Annotated in this window: 15 protein-coding genes and 7 tRNA genes; 8 read left to right on the top strand and 14 right to left on the bottom strand. The window is 60.8% G+C overall.

From position 1 onward, the window contains the following. The first annotated feature begins 134 nt into the window (after positions 1–134). Complete coding sequence (locus BRD58_RS13735) at positions 135–1,697, top strand: AbgT family transporter (RefSeq protein WP_073383420.1); 1,563 nt, start codon at positions 135–137, stop codon at positions 1,695–1,697. Positions 1,698–1,759: 62 nt separating this feature from the next. Here BRD58_RS13735 and miaB read toward each other — a convergent pair whose 3' ends face one another. Continuing rightward, on the bottom strand, positions 1,760–3,184 hold the full coding sequence (miaB, locus tag BRD58_RS13730; RefSeq protein ID WP_015462101.1) for a tRNA (N6-isopentenyl adenosine(37)-C2)-methylthiotransferase MiaB: 1,425 nt from the start codon (positions 3,182–3,184) through the stop codon (positions 1,760–1,762). Positions 3,185–3,381: 197 nt separating this feature from the next. Here miaB and ubiF point away from each other — a divergent pair, with 197 nt between their 5' ends. After that, the gene (gene ubiF, locus BRD58_RS13725) at positions 3,382–4,557 is read left to right on the top strand and encodes a 3-demethoxyubiquinol 3-hydroxylase (protein WP_073383415.1); all 1,176 of its coding nucleotides are present in this window, start codon (positions 3,382–3,384) and stop codon (positions 4,555–4,557) included. 101 nt (positions 4,558–4,658) lie between these two features. On the opposite strand, the gene BRD58_RS13720 is transcribed toward ubiF, so the two are convergent. The 9 genes from BRD58_RS13720 to BRD58_RS13680 all read right to left on the bottom strand — a co-directional run bounded on the left by BRD58_RS13720 (position 4,659) and on the right by BRD58_RS13680 (position 8,252). Further along, positions 4,659–4,733: transfer RNA gene (locus BRD58_RS13720), tRNA-Gln, on the bottom strand. A 54-nt stretch (positions 4,734–4,787) separates the two neighbouring features. Next, positions 4,788–4,862: transfer RNA gene (locus BRD58_RS13715), tRNA-Gln, on the bottom strand. 4 nt (positions 4,863–4,866) lie between these two features. After that, positions 4,867–4,943, bottom strand: a tRNA-Met gene (locus tag BRD58_RS13710). A gap of 56 nt (positions 4,944–4,999) precedes the next feature. Next, positions 5,000–5,074 (bottom strand) — tRNA-Gln (locus BRD58_RS13705). Between the two features lie 38 nt (positions 5,075–5,112). Next, positions 5,113–5,187 (bottom strand) — tRNA-Gln (locus BRD58_RS13700). Positions 5,188–5,209: 22 nt separating this feature from the next. Then, positions 5,210–5,294, bottom strand: a tRNA-Leu gene (locus BRD58_RS13695). Between the two features lie 19 nt (positions 5,295–5,313). Further along, positions 5,314–5,390, bottom strand: a tRNA-Met gene (locus BRD58_RS13690). 228 nt (positions 5,391–5,618) lie between these two features. Then, positions 5,619–7,280 (bottom strand): asparagine synthase B, encoded by a 1,662-nt coding sequence (asnB, locus tag BRD58_RS13685; RefSeq protein ID WP_073383411.1) that lies wholly within the window; start codon positions 7,278–7,280, stop codon positions 5,619–5,621. A gap of 219 nt (positions 7,281–7,499) precedes the next feature. After that, positions 7,500–8,252, bottom strand: coding sequence for an HAD-IIA family hydrolase (locus BRD58_RS13680; protein ID WP_012849448.1), 753 nt, complete (start codon positions 8,250–8,252; stop codon positions 7,500–7,502). Positions 8,253–8,439: 187 nt separating this feature from the next. On the opposite strand from BRD58_RS13680, the gene BRD58_RS13675 reads away from it, so the two are divergent. Next, a complete protein-coding gene (locus tag BRD58_RS13675; RefSeq protein WP_012849447.1) occupies positions 8,440–9,207 on the top strand; it encodes an alanyl-tRNA editing protein in 768 nt (255 codons plus the stop codon). A gap of 19 nt (positions 9,208–9,226) precedes the next feature. Here the strand turns inward: BRD58_RS13675 and nagC are convergent, their stop codons facing one another. Genes nagC through nagB form a run of 3 tightly spaced genes read right to left on the bottom strand, consistent with a single transcriptional unit; the run spans position 9,227 to position 12,456 of the window. After that, positions 9,227–10,453: a DNA-binding transcriptional regulator NagC gene (gene nagC / locus BRD58_RS13670; protein WP_012849446.1), complete on the bottom strand. Its 1,227-nt coding sequence runs from the start codon at positions 10,451–10,453 to the stop codon at positions 9,227–9,229. Between the two features lie 25 nt (positions 10,454–10,478). Next, on the bottom strand, positions 10,479–11,633 hold the full coding sequence (gene nagA / locus BRD58_RS13665) for an N-acetylglucosamine-6-phosphate deacetylase (RefSeq protein ID WP_012849445.1): 1,155 nt from the start codon (positions 11,631–11,633) through the stop codon (positions 10,479–10,481). Positions 11,634–11,655: 22 nt separating this feature from the next. Beyond that, entirely contained in the window at positions 11,656–12,456 is an 801-nt protein-coding gene (nagB, locus tag BRD58_RS13660) for a glucosamine-6-phosphate deaminase (RefSeq protein ID WP_015462098.1), read from the bottom strand. A 325-nt stretch (positions 12,457–12,781) separates the two neighbouring features. On the opposite strand from nagB, the gene nagE reads away from it, so the two are divergent. The 5 genes from nagE to BRD58_RS13635 all read left to right on the top strand — a co-directional run bounded on the left by nagE (position 12,782) and on the right by BRD58_RS13635 (position 21,728). Next, positions 12,782–14,806: an N-acetylglucosamine-specific PTS transporter subunit IIBC gene (nagE, locus tag BRD58_RS13655; protein ID WP_015462097.1), complete on the top strand. Its 2,025-nt coding sequence runs from the start codon at positions 12,782–12,784 to the stop codon at positions 14,804–14,806. Between the two features lie 218 nt (positions 14,807–15,024). Continuing rightward, positions 15,025–16,692, top strand: a complete 1,668-nt coding sequence (gene glnS, locus BRD58_RS13650) for a glutamine--tRNA ligase (RefSeq protein ID WP_012849442.1) — start codon at positions 15,025–15,027, stop codon at positions 16,690–16,692. Between the two features lie 563 nt (positions 16,693–17,255). Next, the gene (gene chiP / locus BRD58_RS13645) at positions 17,256–18,653 is read left to right on the top strand and encodes a chitoporin ChiP (RefSeq protein ID WP_015462095.1); all 1,398 of its coding nucleotides are present in this window, start codon (positions 17,256–17,258) and stop codon (positions 18,651–18,653) included. A 57-nt stretch (positions 18,654–18,710) separates the two neighbouring features. Next, on the top strand, positions 18,711–19,043 hold the full coding sequence (gene chiQ / locus BRD58_RS13640) for a ChiQ/YbfN family lipoprotein (protein WP_012849439.1): 333 nt from the start codon (positions 18,711–18,713) through the stop codon (positions 19,041–19,043). Between the two features lie 18 nt (positions 19,044–19,061). Further along, positions 19,062–21,728 (top strand): beta-N-acetylhexosaminidase, encoded by a 2,667-nt coding sequence (locus BRD58_RS13635; RefSeq protein WP_015462094.1) that lies wholly within the window; start codon positions 19,062–19,064, stop codon positions 21,726–21,728. A 213-nt stretch (positions 21,729–21,941) separates the two neighbouring features. Here the strand turns inward: BRD58_RS13635 and fur are convergent, their stop codons facing one another. Further along, positions 21,942–22,391 (bottom strand): ferric iron uptake transcriptional regulator, encoded by a 450-nt coding sequence (fur, locus tag BRD58_RS13630; RefSeq protein WP_073383406.1) that lies wholly within the window; start codon positions 22,389–22,391, stop codon positions 21,942–21,944. Between the last annotated feature and the right edge of the window lie 155 nt (positions 22,392–22,546).

The raw sequence follows: 22,546 nt of genomic DNA, 5'->3' as shown, positions 1-22,546 counted from the left end.
TTATATTTTATTTTATTAATATATCACTGTTATGTCTGATTTAACGTTTTTTTAACTGAGGAGCGGCGCAAAAAAAACGGCGCAGGTGACTGATACCATGGCCCGCGGTGACGCAGACATGGAGGGCTCAGACAATGGCTTCACCTCAGAACACGCCCGCCCCGGCAGGGGCGGCTCACGGAGGCATGGCGCGCTTTCTCGGCGCCGTCGAGCGCCTGGGGAACCGGGTACCGGATCCGGCGCTGCTGTTTATCTATCTGATGGCCCTGCTGCTACTGCTGTCGGCGGCGCTGTCGCAGGTCTCCTTTGACCTTATCAATCCCCGCAGCGGCGAGGCAGTACAGGTGGTCAATATGATGACCCTGACGGCGCTGGTGGATTTCCTTAGCAAGATGACCTCATCCTTTACCGCGTTTCCGCCGCTGGGCATCGTGCTGGTGGCGCTGCTCGGGGTCGGGGTCGCCGATCGCGCCGGCTTTATCGATGCGGCGGTGAAAAAGCTGGTGCGGATCACCCCCGCGCGCCTGCTGACGCCGATGGTGGTATTGGTGGCGCTGATCAGCCATGTGGCGGCCGACGTGGGCTACGTGCTGGTGATCCCGCTGGCGGGCGTGGTGTTCCAGCGCGTGGGGCGCCATCCGCTGGCGGGGATCTGCGCCGCCTTCGCCGGGGTGTCTGGTGGCTACTCCGCCAGCTTCATTCCCTCTGGCAACGATGCGCTGCTGGCCGGGTTCAGCGAGGCGGCGGCGCGCCTTTTGGCGCCGGACTACACGGTGAATGTGCTGTGCAATTTCGTGTTTACCTCCCTCTCTTCGCTGATGGTGATCTTGCTGGTGTGGCTGGTGACGGATCGCATCATCGAGCCGCGCCTGCGCCAGCAGGCGGTGGACATGCCCGTCGAGGCGGCGGAGGAGGCTATCGACGGCTTTACCCCGCGGGAGAACCGGGCGTTTCGTCGGGCGCTGACGGTGATGCTGCTGATGCTGGCGGGGCTGGGCGTGCTGATGTACCCCGACGCCTCGCCCTTTCGCAGCCCGGCGGGGACGCTGAGCGCCTCGTCGGCGCCAGCGATCCAGGCCATCGTGCCGCTGATCTTCATCCTGTTTGTTATCCCGGGGACGGTGTATGGCGTTGTCAGCGGGCGCTTTACCCAGGGGAAGGATGTCATCGAGGCGATGAGCCACAACATGCGCGCGATGGGCTACTATCTGGTCATCGTGTTCTTTGCCGCCCAGTTTATCGCGATTTTTAACACCTCCAATCTGGGCACGCTGCTGGCGCTGGCCGGCGCCGCCGGGCTCAAGGCCCTGAGCGTCCCTGGCGCGGGAACGGTGATCGGGGTGGTGCTGCTGGTGTTTCTGATCAACCTGCTGGTGGGCTCGGCGTCGGCCAAGTGGGCGCTGCTCAGTCCGATCCTGGTGCCGATGCTGATGGCGGTGCAGCTGTCGCCGGAGCTGGCGCAGGCGGCCTATCGCATCGGTGACTCCACCTCGAATATTATTACTCCGCTGCTGGGGTATTTCCCGCTGGTGGTGGTCTACTGCCGTAAATATGTCTCATCGACGGGGATCGGGTCGCTGGCGGCGCTGATGCTGCCCTATTCGCTGCTGCTGGCGGTGTGCTGGTGCGCGCTGCTGTTGACGATGTGGTGGGCGGGCGTGCCGCTGGGGATCCAGGGAGGGTATCACTACCCGTAGGGCGTCGGTGGGGCGCTACCCGCACGCCCGGCGCGGGGCCGGGCGTTGAGGGGGCGAGGGGGTTACGGCTGGTAGCTGCCGACGCCCAGATCGTCCTCTTTGCGGGTGCGGGCGATCACCGACTGCGGTGACTCGCTGATGCGCAGCCCCATCTCCTCTTCACTGCGAACCACGACGCCACGCAGGGAGTTGGGCAGCACCTCGGTGATCTCGACGTCAACAAAGCGCCCGATCATCTCCGGCTGACCGGCAAAGTTGACCACCCGGTTGTTTTCGGTGCGTCCGGACAGCTCCATCACGTTTTTGCGCGAGGTACCCTCGACCAGAATGCGCTGTACCGTGCCCAGCATGCGGCGGCTGTAGCGCATGGCCTGCTGGTTGATGCGCTCCTGCAGAATGTACAGACGCTGCTTTTTCTCCTCTTCCGCTACGTCGTCCACCATATCGGCGGCCGGGGTGCCCGGACGGGCGGAAAAGATAAAGCTGTAGCTCATGTCGAAGTCCACCTCGGCGATCAGCTGCATGGTCTGTTCGAAGTCCTGCTGAGTCTCGCCGGGGAAGCCGACGATAAAGTCGGAGCTTATCTGAATATCCGGGCGCGCTCTGCGCAGCTTACGGATAATCGCCTTGTACTCCAGCGCGGTATGGGTGCGCTTCATCAGGTTGAGGACGCGATCGGAGCCGCTCTGCACCGGCAGGTGCAGGAAGCTGACCAGCTCCGGCGTATCCTCATAAACGGCGATGATGTCGTCGCTGAACTCTATTGGGTGGCTGGTGGTGAAGCGGATACGGTCGATGCCATCAATGGCGGCCACCAGGCGCAGCAGCTCGGCAAAGGAGCAGAGGCCGCCGTCGAAGGTGGCACCGCGGTAGGCGTTGACGTTCTGCCCCAGCAGGTTGACCTCGCGCACGCCTTGGGCGGCCAGCTGGGCGATTTCAAACAGCACGTCGTCGCACGGGCGACTGACTTCGGCGCCGCGGGTATAGGGCACCACGCAGTAGGTACAGTATTTGTTGCAGCCTTCCATGATGGAGACAAAGGCGGTGGCACCGTCGGCGCGCGGCTCCGGCAGACGGTCGAACTTTTCGATCTCCGGGAAGCTGACGTCAACCACCGGGCCGTGGCTGCTGCGCGCGCTGTCGATCATCTCCGGCAGACGGTGCAGCGTCTGCGGGCCAAAGATGATGTCGACGCAGCTGGCGCGCTCGCGGATATGCTCACCTTCCTGGGAGGCGACGCAGCCGCCGACGCCGATGATCAGATCCGGCTTGGCCTCTTTGAGCATCTTCCAGCGGCCAAGCTGATGGAACACTTTTTCCTGCGCCTTTTCACGGATCGAACAGGTATTCAGCAGCAGGACATCGGCGTCCTCGGCATTATCCGTCAGCTCAAGGCCATGCGTGCTGCCCAGCAGATCGGCTATCTTGGATGAGTCATACTCATTCATCTGACAGCCCCAGGTTTTAATATGCAGTTTTTTTGTCATCGACTTGCCATTGCTCAGTGCAGGTGGATCAGGGACGCGCAGACGCCCTCAGGCGCCGTGCCGGCGGTGACCGTTGCGTCCGCGGCAGGGCGGCTATTGTAATCGCTTGGCGCTGTCGTGACCAGTCAGATAGCGGGGGGCAAGGGGGCTGAAATCCGCTACACTAGCGCAAAACGTGCGGCGACAGGGGAGTGGAGATGGTTCAGGACGCGGGCGGTATTGTGGTGGTCGGCGGTGGGATGGTGGGCGCCGCAGCGGCTCTGGGGCTAGCGCAGGCCGGTCTGCGGGTGACGGTGCTGGAAAACAGCCCGCCGCCGCCGTTTGTCGCGGACAGCGATCCCGATCTGCGCATCTCTGCCATCAGTATGGCTAGCGTGCGCCTGCTGGAGCAGCTCGGGGTGTGGTCGGCGGTATGCGCGATGCGCGCGGTGCCCTACCGCGGGCTGGAGACCTGGGAGTGGGCGTCGTCAACGGTTTCGTTTCGCGCCGAGACGCTCGGTCTGCCGTGCCTGGGCTTTATGCTGGAGAACCGGGTGCTGCAGCGCGCGCTGTGGCAGGCGCTGGAGGCCTGCGAGGGCGTCACGCTGTATACCGGGGCGGCGCTGCAGCAGTTACAGCGCGAAGGGCAGGGGTGGCGGCTGGCGCTGGATAACGGCGAACGGCTTTATGCCGGATTGGTCATTGCGGCGGACGGCGCCGAGTCCCGGGTGCGCAGCCAGGCCGGCATCGGCGTTCACGGCTGGCAGTATCGCCACGACTGCATGCTGATCAGCGTGAAGACGTCGCCGGTGCCGCAGGATGTCACCTGGCAGCAGTTTACCCCGGATGGCCCGCGGGCCTTTCTTCCGCTGTGGCCCGGCTGGGGCTCGCTGGTGTGGTATGACAGCCCGGCGCGTATCCGTCAGCTGCTGGCGATGCCGCTGGCGCAGCTGAATGAGGCGATCCTGCGTACGTTTCCCGCCCGTCTGGGGCCGGTGCAGGCGGTGGCCGCGGCGGCGTTTCCGCTGATTCGGCGCCACGCGCTGCGCTACGTGGACCAGGGACTGCTGCTGCTGGGCGATGCGGCGCACACCATTAACCCGCTCGCCGGGCAGGGGGTTAATCTGGGCTATCGCGACGTGTCGGCGCTGCTGGAGGTGGTGCCGGCGGCTGCGGCGCGCGGTGAGGCGTGGCAGACGCAGGCGGTGCTGCAGCGCTATCAGCGCCGTCGCCTGGGTGACAACCTGCTGATGCAGATCGGGATGGATCTCTTTTACGGCGCCTTCAGCAACCGTCTGCCGCCGCTGACGCTGCTGCGTAATCTGGGGCTGATGGCGGCGGAGCGCGCCGGAGGGCTCAAGGCGCGCGCGCTGCGCTACGCTATCGGGCTGTAGGCGATGGTGACGGGCGGTGCGTCGTATGGCGCGCCGCGGGGCCAAAGGCGCGGGCACACGACAGGCAAAAAAAAAGCTCACCCGAAGGTGAGCTCTCTTATTGGCTGGGGTACGAGGATTCGAACCTCGGGATGGCGGAATCAGAATCCGCTGCCTTACCGCTTGGCGATACCCCAATTGTTGGGTGGCATCTTTCGATGCGCGGCCCGCCGTGGCGAACCGAATAAATTTGGCTGGGGTACGAGGATTCGAACCTCGGGATGGCGGAATCAGAATCCGCTGCCTTACCGCTTGGCGATACCCCAAAAGTGGTGGCTACGACGGGATTCGAACCTGTGACCCCATCATTATGAGTGATGTGCTCTAACCAACTGAGCTACGTAGCCATCAATGTGTTACTAGTAAATCATACAACTTATTGAATTGCAAACGTTATTTTCTGTGGCTGGGGTACCAGGATTCGAACCTGGGGATGGCGGGATCAAAACCCGCTGCCTTACCGCTTGGCGATACCCCATCAGGGACTGTATCCAGTCTCCATCGAGACAGAAAATATGGCTGGGGTACCAGGATTCGAACCTGGGGATGGCGGGATCAAAACCCGCTGCCTTACCGCTTGGCGATACCCCATCCGACGCAAGCCGGGTTGAAATGGTGCGGGAGACGAGACTTGAACTCGTACACCTTGCGGCGCCAGAACCTAAATCTGGTGCGTCTACCAATTTCGCCACTCCCGCCCACTTGCGTAATAAAGAGTGGTGGCTACGACGGGATTCGAACCTGTGACCCCATCATTATGAGTGATGTGCTCTAACCAACTGAGCTACGTAGCCGTTCTTTATTCGCTAGCCTTCATCGGCGTTGCGGGGCGCATTATGCGGATATGGGGGGGAAGCGTCAACCCCTTTTTTAGCAGAAACGCCATCGCCGCGCACGTTTGCCGATTGATTATACAGGTCGGCGCGAAAAGCAGCAAAAGTCGGTGAAAAGTAGGCTAACGCCGGTCTGGCAGGGGGAGTCGGCGCGGCGCGCTCGCCGGGAAACGGGCGCGCCGCGGGGGGTTAGTAGGCGGACTGGTGTACGCCGACGGCGCGCCCAGAGGGGTCGTCCATTTTACGCAGGGACGCATCCCACTCGATGGCCTTGGCGGAGGAGCACGCGACGGAGGGGCCGCCGGGCACGCACTCCGCGGCGCTCGGCAGCGGGAACAGCTGCTCAAAGATATCGCGGTACAGGTAGGCCTCTTTGCTGGTCGGCGTGTTGTAGGGAAAGCGGAAGCGGGCGTTGGCCAGCGCCTGGTCGCTGACCTGGACGGCGGCGGCCGCTTTCAGCGAGTCTATCCAGCTGTAGCCGACGCCGTCGGAGAACTGCTCCTTCTGACGCCAGGCGACGCTGGCCGGCAGGTCGGACTCGAAGCATTCGCGCAGCAGCTGCTTTTCGATGCGCCCGCTGCCGCACATCTTGTCGCGCGGGTTGAGGCGCATGGCCACGTCTAAAAACGCCTTGTCGAGGAACGGTACTCGGGCCTCGACGCCCCAGGCGGCCATCGCCTTGTTGGCGCGCGCGCAGTCGTACATATGCAGCGCCAGCAGCTTGCGCACCGTCTCATCGTGGAACTCTTTGGCGTTGGGGGCCTTATGGAAATAGAGGTAGCCGCCGAACACCTCGTCGGCGCCTTCGCCGGAGAGCACCATTTTGATCCCCATCGCTTTAATTTTACGGGCCATCAGGTACATCGGCGTCGAGGCGCGGATGGTGGTGACGTCGTAGGTTTCGATGTGGTAAATCACGTCGCGAATGGCGTCCATGCCCTCTTGGACGGTGAAGTGGATCTCGTGATGTACCGTGCCGAGGTGGTCGGCGACCTCTCGGGCGGCCTTCAGATCCGGCGCTCCCGACAGGCCGACGGCAAAGGAGTGCAGCTGCGGCCACCAGGCGGCGCTGCGCTCGTCGTCTTCGACGCGGCGGGCGGCAAATTTTTTGGTGATGGCGGAGATAATGGACGAATCCAGTCCGCCGGAGAGCAGTACCCCGTAGGGGACGTCGGACATCAGGTGGCTCTTGACCGACTCCTCCAGCGCACCGCGCAGCGCGGCGGCGTCGCTAGGGTTGTGCTCTACGGCGGCGTAGTCGAACCAGTCGCGCTGGTAGTAGCGGCGGATCTCGCCGTCGCGGCTCCACAGGGCGCTGCCGGCGGGGAATTCGCGCAGCGTCCGGCATACCGGCACCAGCGCCTTCATCTCGGAGGCGACAAACAGGTTACCGTGTTCATCGTGCCCCATGTACAGCGGGATGATCCCCAGGTGATCGCGGCCGATCAGATAGGCGTCCCGCTCGGCGTCATACAGAATAAAGGCAAACATACCGCGCAGCTGGTCGAGGAAGTCCTGGCCGTACTCCTGGTACAGCGCCAGGATCACCTCACAGTCGGATCCGGTCTGAAACGCATAGCGATCGCCCAGGCGCTCGCGCAGCGCCTGGTGGTTATAAATTTCACCGTTGACCGCCAGAACGTGGGTGCGCTGCGCGTTGTACAGCGGCTGGGCGCCGGTGTTGACATCGACGATAGACAGGCGCTCATGGGCCAGAATGGCGCGTTCACCGGCATAGATGCCGGACCAGTCCGGGCCGCGGTGGCGCATTAGACGGGACATCTCCAGCGCTGTCTTGCGCAGCGCCTGCGGATCGGTTTTTAGGTCGAGCACTCCAAAGATCGAACACATAGCGTTTCCCCTACGACATTGACGGTATCAGGTGGCGCGGCGCCCTGCGGCGCGGCGGATGACATCAACATGCGTCATCCGTTGAATGGAAATCAAGCATTTTGCTCTGGCGGGGTAAAAAAGTTTTGTACGCGCGCTTATTTTTAGATGGACGATAAAAAAAATGCGCTTTTATTGAAAAATATCTAAAAAAGGCGGCCGCAGCCGCCGGAGGGGCGATTACAGAATGTCGATGTCGGCCACCGACGGGTAGATATAGCTGGGGCGGAAGGGCATGGTGTCCACGTCTTCCAGAGTGGAGACGCCGGAGAGCACCAGGATCGTCTCCAGCCCGGCCTGGAAGCCGGCCAGAATATCGGTTTTCAGGTTATCGCCGATGATGACGGTGCTTTCCGAATGGGCCTGCATCTTGTTCAGCGCGGCGCGGATAATCCACGGACTGGGTTTGCCGACGTAAAACGGCGCGCGGCCGGCGATCAGTTCGATGGGCGCGCACAGGGCGCCGCAGGCGGGAAAGAAGCCGCGGCCGTGGGAGTCGGGGTTGGTGGCGATAAAGCGCGCGCCGTGGGCGACGAAGTAGGCCGCCTTGTGGATCATTTCCCAGTTATAGGAGCGGGTCTCGCCGACGATCACGAAGTCCGGGTTGATGTCGGTAATGGTGAAGCCGGCTTTGTACAGCTCGTGGATCAGCGCCCCCTCGCCGATGACGTAGGCCTTCTTGCCCTCCTGCCGCTTGAGGAAGTCGGCGGTCGCCATGGCGGAGGTATAGAACACCTGCTCAGGAACGTCGATGCCGGCGGAGGCAAAACGGTTGGCCAGATCCTGCCCGGTCTGCGAGGGGTAGTTGGTCAGGATCACCAGCGGCATCTCCTGCTGCTGCAGTCGCTGTAAAAACTCACGGGCGCCGGGAACCGGGGTATTGTCGTGCATCAGGACGCCGTCAATATCGCAAATAACGCTTTTTATTGTCATAGCTGAGAGCTTCTCGTTGATAATGCAGTTAATGCAGCTAAAGACTATACCACGGCTGAGCGCATTATCGCCTGCTTCACGCTGGGCCGGATGGCGGCAATCAGGGGGTGCAGTCGCCGGTCCACTGGGGTAGAGTCAGAGGGAGGTACGTGCGGGGATACCCTGATCAGGATAAATGAGGACGAATATGGAATTTCACTATGACCGTGACCGCGTCTATGCGCAGCCGGCGACGCAGCGGGTATATAACCAGGAGCCCTACCTGACCCGCCTGGAAGCCACGCTGCTGTACCTTGAAAACGATCTGGCGGTGTTCGATAGGACCATCTTCTATGCCGAGTCGGGGGGACAGGTGTGCGACGTTGGGGCGATCGTCTCCGCCGCGGGCGGGACGCCTTGCCCGGTGGTCGATGTGCAGCACAAGCTGGGGCATAAGCTGTATATCAAGCGTGAGGGGGTCAACGTTCCGCTGGTGGCCGTGGAGACGCGGATCGTCCACCGCCTGGCCTATGCGCCGGATCTGCAGCCCGGCGACCGCGTTATCATGCAGATCGACTGGCCGCGGCGCTACGCCATCATGCGTCACCATACGCTGGCGCACTTTCTGTTCTCCGCCGTTAACCGCTACTTCAGCGCCGGCATCGGCATTAAGGGGTGCACCATCGATGCGCAGAAGGCGGTGTTCTCGCTGGATAAAAAGCTGAGCGAGGATGACTTCTGCGCTATTCAGGCCCATACCCGCGACCTGCTGGCGCAGGCGCACCCTCTGGCGGTAGAGTCGGCGCCGGAGACGGACAGCCTTTTCTATTGGCGCTATGGTGAGACGCTGATCCCCTGCGGCGGCACACACGTGCAGGCGCTGTCCGAGGTCAGCGACGCGGCGATCTTTTTCCATAAAAAGAGCACCGGCCGCGAGCGTAGCCGGATCGCTATCGCGCTGCAGCCCCTGGTATAACCGACGCGTCGTACGCGGCTCAGTGGTGATGCTCCAGCAGACGCTGCAGCAGCACGCCGTTCAGCATGGCGCGCTTGACCAGCGCAAAGGCGCCGATGGCGGAGCGGTGGTCGAGCTCGGAGGTGACCACCGGCAGATTATGGCGAAAGTTTTTCAGCGTCTGGGTTTGAATGCAGCGCGCGATGGCCGGCAGCAGGATCTTGCTCGCGTCGGTTATCTCACCGGCGATGACGATCTTCTGGGGATTGAACAGGTTGATGGTGATGGCGATAGCGCGCCCCAGGTAGCGTCCGACCCGTTCAATCACCTCGACGGCTAAGCTATCGCCGCGGTTGGCGGCCCGACAAATGGCGTTGATGGTGCAGCCGTCGACCGTCAGGCTGCTGGGGTAGCCCTGCTCCAGCAGGCGGCGGGTATGCTGTTCGATAGCCGCATTGGCCGCCACGGTCTCCAGACAGCCAAAGTTGCCGCAGTGGCAGCGCTCTCCCAGCGGATCTATCTGGATATGCCCGATCTCCCCGACGTTGCCGTTGCTGCCGAGAAAGATGTTCTCATCGACGATGATCCCGGCGCCGGTGCCGCGGTGCAGTCGCACCAGGATCGAGTCCCGGCAGTCGCGGCTGGCGCCGAAGTAGTGTTCGGCCAGCGCCAGGCTGCGAATATCGTGACCGATAAAGCAGGCCAGGCGGAAGCGCGCCTCTAGGCGTTCAACCAGTGGCCAGTCGCTGACCGTGATGTGCGGCATGTAGCGGACGATACCGAGATCTGGATCGACCAGGCCGGGCAGCATCAGGGCGATGGCGATAAGCTCGCGGATTTTGCGCTGGTAATCGTTAATGAAGTGGTCGATGGCCTGAAACAGGGCGTGCTCGACGGTCTCCTGGGTGCGCTGCGGCAGCGGGTAGTGGGTCTCCGCCAGCGCCTTGCCGCTGAGGTCATACAGGGTGATGGTGGCGTCATAGCGGCCCAGGCGAATAGCGATCGCCTGGAAGCGGCGCGTCTCGGTGACGATGGAGATGGCACGCCGCCCGCCGGTGGAGGCCTGCTGATCGACCTCTTTGATCAGCCCGCGCTCCAGCAGCTGGCGGGTGATCTTGGTGACGCTGGCGGGGGCCAGCTGGCTGTATTCAGCAATCTGAATTCGAGAGATCGGCCCCTGCTGATCGATCAGGCGGTAGACCGCCGCGCTGTTCAGCTGCTTTACCAGATCGACGTTACCAATTTGTCCCTGTCCGCCAGTGGCCATCACTCTCTCACCTGTGTGTTGTCATTCAACCGCCGCGTTGGTAGACGGTTTCGCCGTTAACGATGGTCGTGGTTACCTGGAAGTCGCGGGTAAACGCCGTCAGGTTGGCGACCTTACCCGGTTCGATGCTGCCCAGTCGCTGCGCGACGCCGATGGCGCGCGCCGGATAGAGGGTGGCCATGCGCAGGGCTTCATCCAGCGCAATGCCGACGTGCTCAACGCTGTTTTGCACCGCCTCTATCATGGTCAGCGCCGATCCGCTCAGCGTACCATTTTCATCTACTACCAGCCCATTGCGGTAATATACTGTTTTCCCCGCGAAAATGAAGCTGTCAATGTCTGAACCCGCCGGCGCGGTGGCGTCGGTGACCAGCACCAGGTGGTCGCCCTTGAGCTTTTTCGCCATGCGGATGTTCGGCCAGGCCACGTGGTGGCCGTCGGCGATGATGCCGGTATACACCTCTGGGGTGTCGAAGATGGCGCCCATCAGCCCCGGCGCGCGGCCGCTGATCGCCGGCATCGCATTGTAGAGGTGGGTGGCAAAGCGCATTCCGGCGGCGAAGCCGCGGCGCGCCTCTTCGTAGCTGGCGTTGGAGTGGCCGGCGGAGACCACGATCCCGGCGGCGCGCAGCTGTTGAATGGCCGCGTCGTCGCTCATCTCCGGCGCCATGGTCACCTTGACGACGGCCTCGGCGTGGCTGCAGATAAAGTCGAGCATGGCGCTATCCGGGCGGCGGATATAGCGCGGGTTATGGGTGCCCTTTTTCTCCAGGCTGATATAGGGCCCTTCAATATGCAGCCCCAGCGCCTGGTTACGGTGGCGACGCAGGTAGGACTGCATCACCGTAATACCGCGCTGCATCATGGCGTCGCTGCAGGTGATCAGCGTCGGCAGGTAGCTGGTGCAGCCGGCGCGTTCGTTGGCGCGCTGCATGATCTCCAGCGTCTGCTCGCTGACGGCCTCTTCGCTGTCGTTAAACTGCACGCCGCCGCAGCCGTTGAGCTGAACGTCGATAAAGCCGGGGGCCAGGATGGCGCCGCCCAGATCGCGGGTGGCGATATCCGGTGCGAGCGCAGCCTCGGGACAGATTTTTTCAATTAAACCATTGGCGATCACCACAGCATGGTCGTCAAGAATATCGTGGCCGGTATAAATCCGACAGTGAGTTAAGGCGTACATCACATTCCCCCGGACGTAATTATCAGAGATCTTTCATATTTTCCGCTTCGAGCTCGCGGAAATAGTTAACGGTTTTAACCTTCAGCTCCATGGTCGCCGGCTGATCGCAGACCACCACGGACTTGGGATGCAGCTGCAGGGCGCTGATGGTCCACATATGGTTGACGCTGCCCTCGACCGCGGCCTGCAGCGCCAGGGATTTGGCGTGACCGGTTACCAGGATCATCACCTCTTCCGCGTCCAGCAGGGTGCCCACGCCGACGGTCAGCGCATACTTCGGTACCAGACTGATGTCGCCGTTGAAGAAGCGGGAGTTGGCGATGCGGGTATCTTCGGTCAGGGTCTTGATCCGGGTGCGCGAAGCCAGCGAAGAGGCCGGTTCGTTGAAGGCGATATGTCCGTCGTTGCCAACGCCGCCCATGAACAGATTGATCTTGCCATAGGCGCGGATCTTCTCTTCGTAGCGGCGGCACTCGGCGTCCACGTCCGGCGCGTTACCATTTAACAAATTGATATTTTCTTTCTGAATATCAATGTGGTTGAAGAAGTTATTATACATAAAGCTGTGATAGCTTTCCGGGTGTGATTCTGCCAGACCAACGTATTCATCCATATTAAAGGTGACGACGTGGCGGAAGCTCACTTCACCGGCCTGATAGAGTTCGATCAGGCGCTTATAGGTTTGCAGGGGGGTGCTACCGGTCGGCAGACCCAGAACAAACGGGCGCTCGGCGGTAGGCTTGAACGCGTTGATGCGCTTAACGATATGGCGGGCAGACCACAGGCCAACGTCGGTCGCGTTATGCAGCGGAATAAGTCTCATAGGGCACCTTTTACAAAACGGGAAACTGAACGAAAAGCGGGTTCGGCGCCGGTGATGACCCATTGGCTCCCGGCTCTCCTGCGAAGGAGCCTACCGCGCCGATCGATTTTTCGAATGATAAAATAAGTTTTCAGGGATAGCCAGCATACAGACAACTTTTCACCAGTTATTGGTGATAGTTATCACAAATCAGGAGGTTTTAATTTGCGGAGAAAAATAATTTTTTTACACTCCAAACTGTAGTCCATACAGTTAACAATATAGCCAAATCAGTGATGATGAGACCGGCAGTGCCCTTTGCATTGTAGGTCCAATAGGGGGAAATGTGAGTATTCTCGGTTATTTGCAAAAGGTAGGCCGCGCGCTGATGGTGCCGGTAGCGACGCTACCGGCCGCAGCAATACTAATGGGCGTCGGTTATTGGATCGACCCGGTCGGCTGGGGGGGAGACAACGCACTGGCGGCGTTCTTCATCAAGTCGGGCTCAGCCATCATCGATAATATGTCGGTGCTGTTTGCCATTGGTGTCGCTTACGGTATGTCCAAAGATAAAGACGGCGCGGCGGCGCTGGCCGGCTTTGTCGGTTTCTTGGTGGTGACCACCCTGTGTTCACCCGCCGCGGTGGCGATGATCCAGAAGATTCCTGTGGATCAGGTTCCTGCCGCCTTCGGTAAGATCAATAACCAGTTTATCGGTATCCTGGTCGGTATCATCTCGGCCGAACTGTATAACCGCTATAGCAGCGTTGAGCTGCCCAAGGCGCTCTCCTTCTTCAGCGGCCGCCGTCTGGTGCCGATCCTGACCTCGTTCCTGATGATCATTCTGGCCTTTATCCTGATGTATATCTGGCCGGTAATCTTTAACGGTCTGGTGAACTTCGGTGAGCATATCCAGAAGCTGGGCTCCGTGGGGGCCGGCGTGTATGCCTTCTTTAACCGTCTGCTGATCCCGGTCGGTCTGCACCATGCCCTGAACTCCGTGTTCTGGTTTGACGTCGCCGGCATTAACGATATTCCGAACTTCCTGGGCGGCGCCCAGTCCATCGAGAGCGGCAAGGCGGTGGTCGGTATCACCGGTCGCTATCAGGCTGGCTTCTTCCCGATCATGATGTTCGGTCTGCCGGGTGCGGCGCTGGCCATCTATCACTGCGCCCGTCCGGAGAACAAGGCGAAGGTCGCCGGTATCATGCTGGCCGCCGCGTTTGCCGCCTTCTTTACCGGGATCACCGAGCCGCTGGAGTTCTCCTTCATGTTCGTGGCGCCGGTGCTGTACGTGCTGCACGCCATCCTGACCGGTATCTCCGTCTTTATCGCGGCCAGCATGCACTGGATCTCCGGCTTCGGCTTCAGCGCCGGCCTGGTGGATATGGCGCTGCAGTCCCGTAACCCGCTGGCGACGCACTGGTATATGCTGATCCCGCAGGGGCTGGTCTTCTTCGTTATCTACTACGTGGTGTTCCGTTTCACCATCACCAAATTCAACCTGATGACGCCGGGGCGTGAGCTGAGCGGCGCGGGTGAAGAGGCCGATGGCAACGATGAAGATCTGGATCTGACCAAAGATGCGGACGTCAGCGAGCTGGCTCGCCAGTATATCGCCTGCGTCGGCGGCTCCGCCAACCTGACCGGTATCGATGCCTGTATCACCCGTCTGCGTCTGACGGTGAAGGACTCCTCGCTGGTCAACGAAGCGATGGCGAAGAAGCTGGGCGCCTCCGGCGTGATCCGCCTGAACAAGACCAGCGTACAGATCATCGTCGGCTTCGTGGCCGAGAAGATCGCCAACGCGATGCGCACGGTGGGCACGGTGCCTGCCGCCGCGGCAAGCGCCGCCGCCCCGACCGCGCCCGCGGCGAAGGCCCAGGCGACGCCAAACGCCGCCGCCGGTGTCCACTCGACGCTGGTATCACCGATCACCGGTGAGGTGGTGGCCCTGAGCGAGGTGCCGGACGAGGCGTTTGCCAGTAAAGCCGTCGGCGACGGTCTGGCGGTGCGCCCGACGGATAAGATGGTCGTGGCGCCGGCGAGCGGCACCGTGGTGAAGATTTTCAACACCAACCACGCCTTCTGCCTGGAGAGCGATGACGGTGTGGAAGTGGTGGTGCACATGGGGATCGATACCGTGGCGCTGAACGGGCAGGGCTTTAAGCGCCTGGTGGAAGAGGGGGATGTGGTGAAGGTCGGCCAGCCGGTGCTGGAGATGGATCTGGACTACCTGAACGCCCATGCGCGCTCCATGATAAGCCCGGTGGTGGTCAGCAATATCGATGACTTTGGCGGCGTGGGGGCCTTGGCCTCCGGGCAGGTGGTCGCCGGTCAGAGCAAGCTGTATACCATTCTGAACAAGTAACGCGCCGTCACACGGCAGCGTCATACGGCGGGGGGCCCGAAAGGGCTCCCCGTTTTTTATCGCCCGGAGAAGGGGGTGGCGCGGTGCGGTTATCCGCCACGTCAGCGGAGATCACAAAAAAAACGTCGGTATTTTACCGATAGAACGGTTGTTTCCGCCCGAGGGTTGTTAGATCATGGAACAATGAGAACGCGTTTTTTGGCATAGAGGAACAGAAGATGAGTGAGGCTGAAGCCCGCCCAACCAACTTTATCCGTCAGATCATCGATGAAGATCTGGCGTCCGGTAAACACACCAGCGTGCATACCCGTTTCCCGCCGGAGCCAAACGGCTACCTGCACATTGGCCACGCCAAGTCCATCTGTCTGAATTTCGGCATCGCCAGAGACTATCAAGGGCTGTGCAACCTGCGCTTCGATGATACCAACCCGGTCAAAGAAGACATCGAATACGTTGAGTCCATCAAGCGCGACGTACAGTGGCTGGGCTTTGAGTGGAGCGGCGCGGTGCGTTACTCCTCTGACTACTTTGACCAGCTGCATCAGTACGCCCTGGAGCTGATCGGCAAAGGGCTGGCCTATGTGGATGAGCTGAGCGCCGAGCAGATCCGCGAATACCGCGGCACCCTGACCTCGCCCGGGAAAAATAGCCCGTTCCGCGATCGCAGCGTTGAAGAGAACCTGGCGCTGTTCGAAAAAATGCGTCTGGGCGAGTTCGCCGAAGGCAGCGCCTGCCTGCGCGCCAAGATCGATATGGCGTCGCCGTTTATCGTGATGCGCGATCCGGTGCTGTACCGGATTAAGTTTGCCGATCACCACCAGACCGGCAACAAGTGGTGCATCTACCCGATGTACGACTTTACCCACTGCATCTCCGATGCGCTGGAGGGCATCACGCACTCCCTGTGCACCCTGGAGTTCCAGGACAACCGTCGCCTGTACGACTGGGTGTTGGATAATATCTCGATTCCGTGCCATCCGCGTCAGTATGAGTTTTCGCGCCTGAACCTGGAATACGCCATCATGTCCAAGCGTAAGCTGAACCTGCTGGTGAGCGAGAAGATTGTCGAGGGCTGGGACGATCCGCGTATGCCGACCATTTCGGGTCTGCGTCGCCGCGGCTATAGCGCCGCCGCCGTGCGCGAGTTCTGCCGCCGTATCGGGGTGACCAAGCAGGACAACAACGTGGAGATGGCGGCGCTGGAGTCCTGTATCCGCGACGATCTCAATGAAAACGCCCCGCGCGCGATGGCGGTGCTGGATCCGGTGCGCCTGGTGATCGAAAACCTGCCGGCCGACAGCGTACAGCTGCTGACCATGCCGAATCATCCGAGCAATCCGGAGATGGGCAGCCGTGAGGTGCCGTTTGCCCGCGAACTGTACATCGATCGCGCCGACTTCCGTGAAGAGGCCAACAAACAGTACAAGCGTCTGGTGCTGGGCAAAGAGGTGCGTCTGCGCAACGCCTACGTGATCCGCGCCGAGCGCGTAGAGAAAGACGCCGACGGCGAGATCACCACCATTTACTGCAGCTACGATGCGGATACCCTGAGCAAGGATCCGGCGGATGGCCGCAAGGTGAAAGGGGTGATCCACTGGGTGTCCGCCAGCCATGCGCTGCCGGCGGAGTTCCGCCTGTACGATCGCCTGTTCAGCGTGGCGAACCCGGGGGCGGCGGAGGATTTCCTCTCCACCATTAACCCTGAGTCTCTGGTTATTCGTCGCGGTTTCGTCGAGCCGACGCTGGCCGCAGCGGTGCCGGGGGTGACCTACCAGTTTGAGCGTGAAGGCTACTTCTGCGCCGACAGTCGCTACTCCTCCGCCGAACATCTGGTGTTTAACCGCACCGTTGGCCTGCGCGATACCTGGGCCAAAGCGGCGCTCTGAACGATAGGGCGCGCGGCGTAGTACGCCGATAGCTTGTCAATATCAACGCCACGGGCCGCGGGTCCGTGGCGTTTTTTTGTCTGCGTTGACGGGACGCTTCCCGCGCTAGCGCGTCGTCTTCGGCGGCGGCGTACGCCCGCGCCGGCGCCGTGCGCTTAAGGGTATAGTAAATGATGATTTCGCGTTGCAAATTAATAAGGTGTTGTAATGTAATAATTATTCATTAATGAAGTAAGTCGCCTCGTACTCCCCGCCATAAACATCCCCAGCATCACTAATGGTATTACAAATATATCTCTGTTTTTTAATGGTATTTTTCATTAATAATGCCAACTATACCGCAATGTAACTAAATATAAGAATATGTGCACTCGGTCAAAAATTGATACATCTTTTTTACTTTTCATTTGATAATTCGCGTCGCGAAAAATAGTCTAGTAGTGCAGTAAGTGAACGGGTTTTTTACCCAGACACCCAATAACTTTTACCCCAATGGGGATATTGGCGACCTGGTCGGGCGCTGTTCCGCCAGCCGCATTTTTCAGTCAAAGAGGAATTTTTCTATGGTTACGCATCGTGCTAAGCGCAGCGTGCTGGCGCTCGCTGTTGCCGCAGCAACGCTAGGCAGCGGCTTCATGGCGCCTTCACAGGCGCAGGCTGAAGGGTTCATCGACGATTCAACCATGACCGGTGGGATCTACTACTGGCAGCGCGAGCGCGATCGCAAGGACGTGGAGACCGGTCAGTATAAGACCAACCTGTCTCACTCCACCTGGAATGCCAGCCTTGACTTCTCCTCCGGCTACGCCGCCGACTTTATCGGTCTGGACGTCGGCGCCTTCACCGCCATTGAGATGGCCGAATCGGCGGAGAGCAGCCACCCGAACGAAATCGCCTTCTCCTCCATCAACAAGGGCTACGACGAAAACTACAGCGGCGATAAGAGCGGCATCAGCCTGTACAAGGCGGCGGCCAAGCTGAAAATGGGGCCGATGTGGGCGCGTGTCGGCTGGATCCAGCCGACCGGCCAGACCCTGATTGCCCCGCACTGGAGCTTCATGCCGGGGACCTATCAGGGGGTCGAGACCGGCGCCAACTTTGACTTTGATACCGCCGGTGCGCTGAGCTTCTCCTATATGTGGACCGACCGTTATAAGGCGCCGTGGCATCTGGAGATGGACAAGTTCTACCAGGGCGGCCTGGGCGATAACCGCGGGGAGGAGGTCTCCTACCTGCACTCCCTGGGCGGGAAGTATGACTTCAAGAACGGCCTGGTGCTGGAAGCGGCCTTTGGTCAGGCCCAGGGCTTTATGAATCAGTACTTCGCCAAGGGGACCTACAAGTTTGACGTCGCCGGCAGCCCGCTGACCACCAGCTACCAGTTCTACGGCGCGCACGATCGCGTCTCCGACGCCAACAGCAGCGCCAATATCTATGACGGCACCGCCTGGCTGCAGGCGCTGACCTTCGGCTACAAGGCCGGTCAGTTCGATCTGCGTCTGGAAGGCACCTGGGTGAAGGCGGAAGGCAAGCAGGGCTACTTCCTGCAGCGTATGACGCCGGCCTACGCCTCCTCTAACGGTCGCCTGGATATCTGGTGGGATAACCGCTCCGACTTCAACGCCAACGGTGAAAAGGCCGTCTTTGCCGGCGTGATGTATGACCTGAGCAAGTGGAACATGCCGGGCTGGGGCGTCGGTGCCTCCTATGTCTATGCCTGGGATGCCAAGCCGAACAGCACCTGGGCTGACCAGAGCGAGCGGGTTAAAGAGAGCGCCTACAGTCTGGATGCGATGTACGTGATTCAGGACGGCCGTGCCAAGGGCACCCTGTTTAAGCTGCACTACACCCAGTATGACAACCACTCCGACAACCCGAGCTGGGGCGGCGGCTACAACAACATGTTCCAGGATGAGCGCGACGTGAAGTTTATCGTTATCGCCCCGTTCACCGTGTTCTGAGTTATCGCCCCCTCCGCACGCGCGGAGGGGCGCTAAGCGAATCAAGGGAGAGAGAATATGAAAGCGATTCTGGGTGTGGCCATGGCCGCCATCGTACTGACCGGCTGTGCGCAGCCGAGCGCGCCGTCTCAGGAAGGTCAGCTGCTGAAGCAGGCCTACAGCAAGTGTATTCAGGATGCCGACGGCAAACATGACAAGGTGGCGTCCTGCCAGACCATTCTAGAGGTAATGAAGCAGAGCAAGGCTCACGCCGCGTTCGCGCAGAAAGAGAGCGTGAGCGTGCTGAATTACCAGCAGTGTATTGAGGCGGCGATGAGCGGCGCCGGTGACAACTATACGGCCCGCTGCGGCAAACTGTGGCAGGAAATCCGCGCCAGTAACGCGAACTGAGAAAAGGGAAGCGAGATGATGAAAGGATATAAACTGAGCGTAGTCGCCACGGCACTGGGTATGCTGGGCGTTTCCGGCGTAGCGCAGGCCGATCAGCAGCTGGTGGACAGCATCAGCAGCCAGGTGAAGGTGAACTACGCCGTCACCGACAACCGCGGCGCGGAGAACGGCGTCAACTGTGCGGCGCTGGGCGCCGACTGGGCCTCCTGCAACCAGGCGGTGATCAGCCTGACCAACGATGGCAGCGCCATCGAGGGGAAAGACTGGGCCATCTACTTCCATAACATCCGTCAGATCCTGAAGAGCGGCAACGATCAGTTCAAGATCACCTTTGTGACCGGCGATCTGCACAAGATTGAGCCGACGGATAAGTTCAAGGGCTTTGCCGCGGGTGAGCGCATCGAGATCCCCATCGTCGGCGAATACTGGCAGCTGTTTGAAAGCGACGTGATGCCGCGCTGGTACGTGACCTCGCCGGACGCTAAGCCGAAGGTGATCGCCAACACCGATACCGAAGATCTGCGTCAGTTCGTGACGCCGTTTGCGGGCGACCTGTGGAAGCGTATCAAGGACGATAAAAACGTTCTGATGACGCCGGAGAACCGCTTTGCCAAGAACGCCGATGTGAAGACCCTGTCGGCGGCCAGCCTGCGCGGCCAGATCATGCCGACGCCGCTGAAGCTGAAAGTGCATCAGCAGGACGCCGATCTGGCGCGCGGCGTTAGCCTGGATCTGACGGTGCTGAACACCGCCAGCGCCGATGTTATCAAGCAGCGTCTGGGCCAGTTGGGCGTGAAGCAGGCCCAGAAGGGCTACCCGATCAAGACGCAGATCGCCACTAAAGCCTTTAAAGGCGATATGGCGGTACCGGGCGCGTACCAGCTGAAGATCGGCACCAAGGGCGCGGAGGTTACCGGTTACGATCAGGCCGGGGTGTTCTACGGTCTGCAGTCTATCCTGTCGCTGCTGCCGGCTAACGGCAGCGCTAAGATAGCCACGCTGGACGCCGAAGATGCGCCGCGCTTCCAGTACCGCGGCATTGAGCTGGACGTGGGCCGTAACTTCCACTCTCTGGCCGCTGTCGAGCGCCTGCTGGATCAGATGGCGGCGTACAAGCTGAACAAGTTCCACTTCCATCTGACCGACGATGAGGGCTGGCGTATTGAGATCCCGGGCCTGCCGGAGCTGACCGAAGTCGGCGGCAAGCGCTGTCATGACCTGAGCGAGCAGCAGTGCCTGCTGCCGCAGCTGGGCTCTGGGCCGGACAGCAATAACAACGGCAGCGGCTACTTTACCCGCGCCGACTATATCAAGCTGCTGAAGTATGCCCAGGCGCGCCACATTGAGGTGATCCCCGAGATCGACATGCCGGCCCACGCCCGTGCGGCGGTGGTGGCGATGGAGGCGCGTTACAACAAGCTGAAGGCCGCCGGTAACGAGAAGGGCGCCAACGAGTACCGCCTGCTGGATCCGACCGATGACTCTAACACCACCTCGGTGCAGTTCTACGATCGTCACAGCTACCTCAACCCGTGCCTGGACTCCTCCAAGCGCTTTGTCGACAAAGTGATTGGCGAGATGGCCCAGATGCACCGCGAAGCCGGTCAGCCGCTCACCACCTGGCACTTTGGCGGCGATGAGGCGAAGAACATCCGCTTAGGGCCGGGCTATACCGACGTGAACAAGCCGGAGCCGGGCAAGGGGATGATCGACCTGAGCAAAGAGGACAAGCCGTGGGCGAAGTCTCAGATGTGCCAGGCGATGATCAAAGAGGGCAAGGTTGCCGACATGGAGCACCTGCCGAGCTACTTCGCGGTCGAAGTCAGCAAGATGGTCAAGGACCACGGCATCGGCAAGATGCAGGCCTGGCAGGATGGCCTGAAGGATGCCAAGGATGCCAAGGCATTTGCGACGCCGCGCGTCGGGGTTAACTTCTGGGATACCCTGTACTGGGGTGGCTTTGACTCGGCCAACGACTGGGCCAATAAAGGCTATGAGGTGGTGATCTCCAACCCGGATTACGTCTATATGGACTTCCCGTACGAGGTCAATCCGCAGGAGAACGGCTACTACTGGGGCACCCGCTTCAGCGATGAGCGCAAGATCTTTGCCTTCGCGCCGGACAACCTGCCGCAGAACGCCGAAACGTCGGTCGATCGCGACGGTAACTACTTCAGCGCCAAGAGCGACAAGCCGTGGCCGGGCGCCTATGGCCTCTCTGCTCAGCTGTGGAGCGAAGTGGTGCGTACCGATGAGATGATGGAGTACAAGATCTATCCGCGCATCATGGCCGTCGCCGAGCGTGCGTGGCATCAGGCGGGCTGGGAACAGCCGTATCAGGCCGGACGTGAATACAAGGGCGGCGAAACCCACCTGGTCGATCAGCAGGCCCTGCTGCAGGACTGGCAGCGCTTTGCCAACCTGATGGGGCAGCGTGAGCTGGCCAAGATGGACAAGTCTGGCGTGGCCTACCGCGTACCGCAGCCGGGTGCCCGCGTCGTGAACGGCACGCTGGAGACCAACGTTGCGATGCCGGGCCTGATCGTGGAGTACTCCGTCGACGGCGGTAAGCAGTGGCAGCGCTATGATGCCAAGGCGAAGCCGAGCGTGAGCGGTGAGGTACAGGTGCGTACCGCATCGCCGGACGGCAAGCGCTTTAGCCGCGTGGAGTCCGTCAAGTCCTGACGGGGCATTACCCTCATTTTCCCCCGCCCCGCGCGGGGGCCTTAGGATGAGCGTCCGCGGCGCGGCCTCATCCTCTCTCTCTTCCGGTTTCGATCTGAGTAGTAGTGAGCAGTAATTGCCCTCGGTCTCTGAGGGCTTTTTTTTGTTCGTCGGCGCGCGGGTAAAAAAAACGGCCCCGATGGGCCGCTTCGCTGACGCTGGAGGTCGGGCTGCTTAGGCCTTTTCGTCGTGCAGGGCCTCATCGCTGCGGCAGTCGCCCTCGGCGCACTGGCCGTAGAGATACAGGCTGTGGTTGGTCAGCTGGATGCCGTGTTTTTTGGCGATTTCACGCTGACGCTTCTCGATGGACTCATCGCTGAACTCGATGACCTTGCCGCAGTCCAGGCAGATCAGGTGATCGTGGTGGTGCTGTTGGGTCAGCTCAAAGACCGATTTACCGCCCTCAAAGTTATGGCGGGTAACGATGCCGGCATCGTCAAACTGGTTGAGCACGCGGTATACGGTCGCCAGACCGATCTCCTCGCCCATGTCGATCAGCTTCTTGTACAAGTCTTCAGCACTGACGTGATGGCACGTAGGATCTTGCAGTACTTCCAGAATCTTGAGACGGGGAAGCGTGACTTTCAGGCCAGCTTTCTTTAACGCGGTGTTGTTGTCAGTCATTCGGATTCTGTCCTGTCACAGCGCCCGGCAGCGCCCTGGGGCCGTTACCGAACGGAAAATAATAGTGAGATTCATTATAAGGCCGATATCCCTAAATGGGAACCGTGGCGCGGCGTGGTCAGCGCGGGGTGCCTGCGGCGCAGATCTGATATAAC

This window comes from Edwardsiella piscicida (assembly GCF_001896205.1).
GTDB classification, from domain to species: domain Bacteria; phylum Pseudomonadota; class Gammaproteobacteria; order Enterobacterales; family Enterobacteriaceae; genus Edwardsiella; species Edwardsiella piscicida.
The sequence above is the reverse complement of the archived record's forward strand: the minus strand, read 5'-3'. Positions and strand labels throughout refer to the sequence as shown.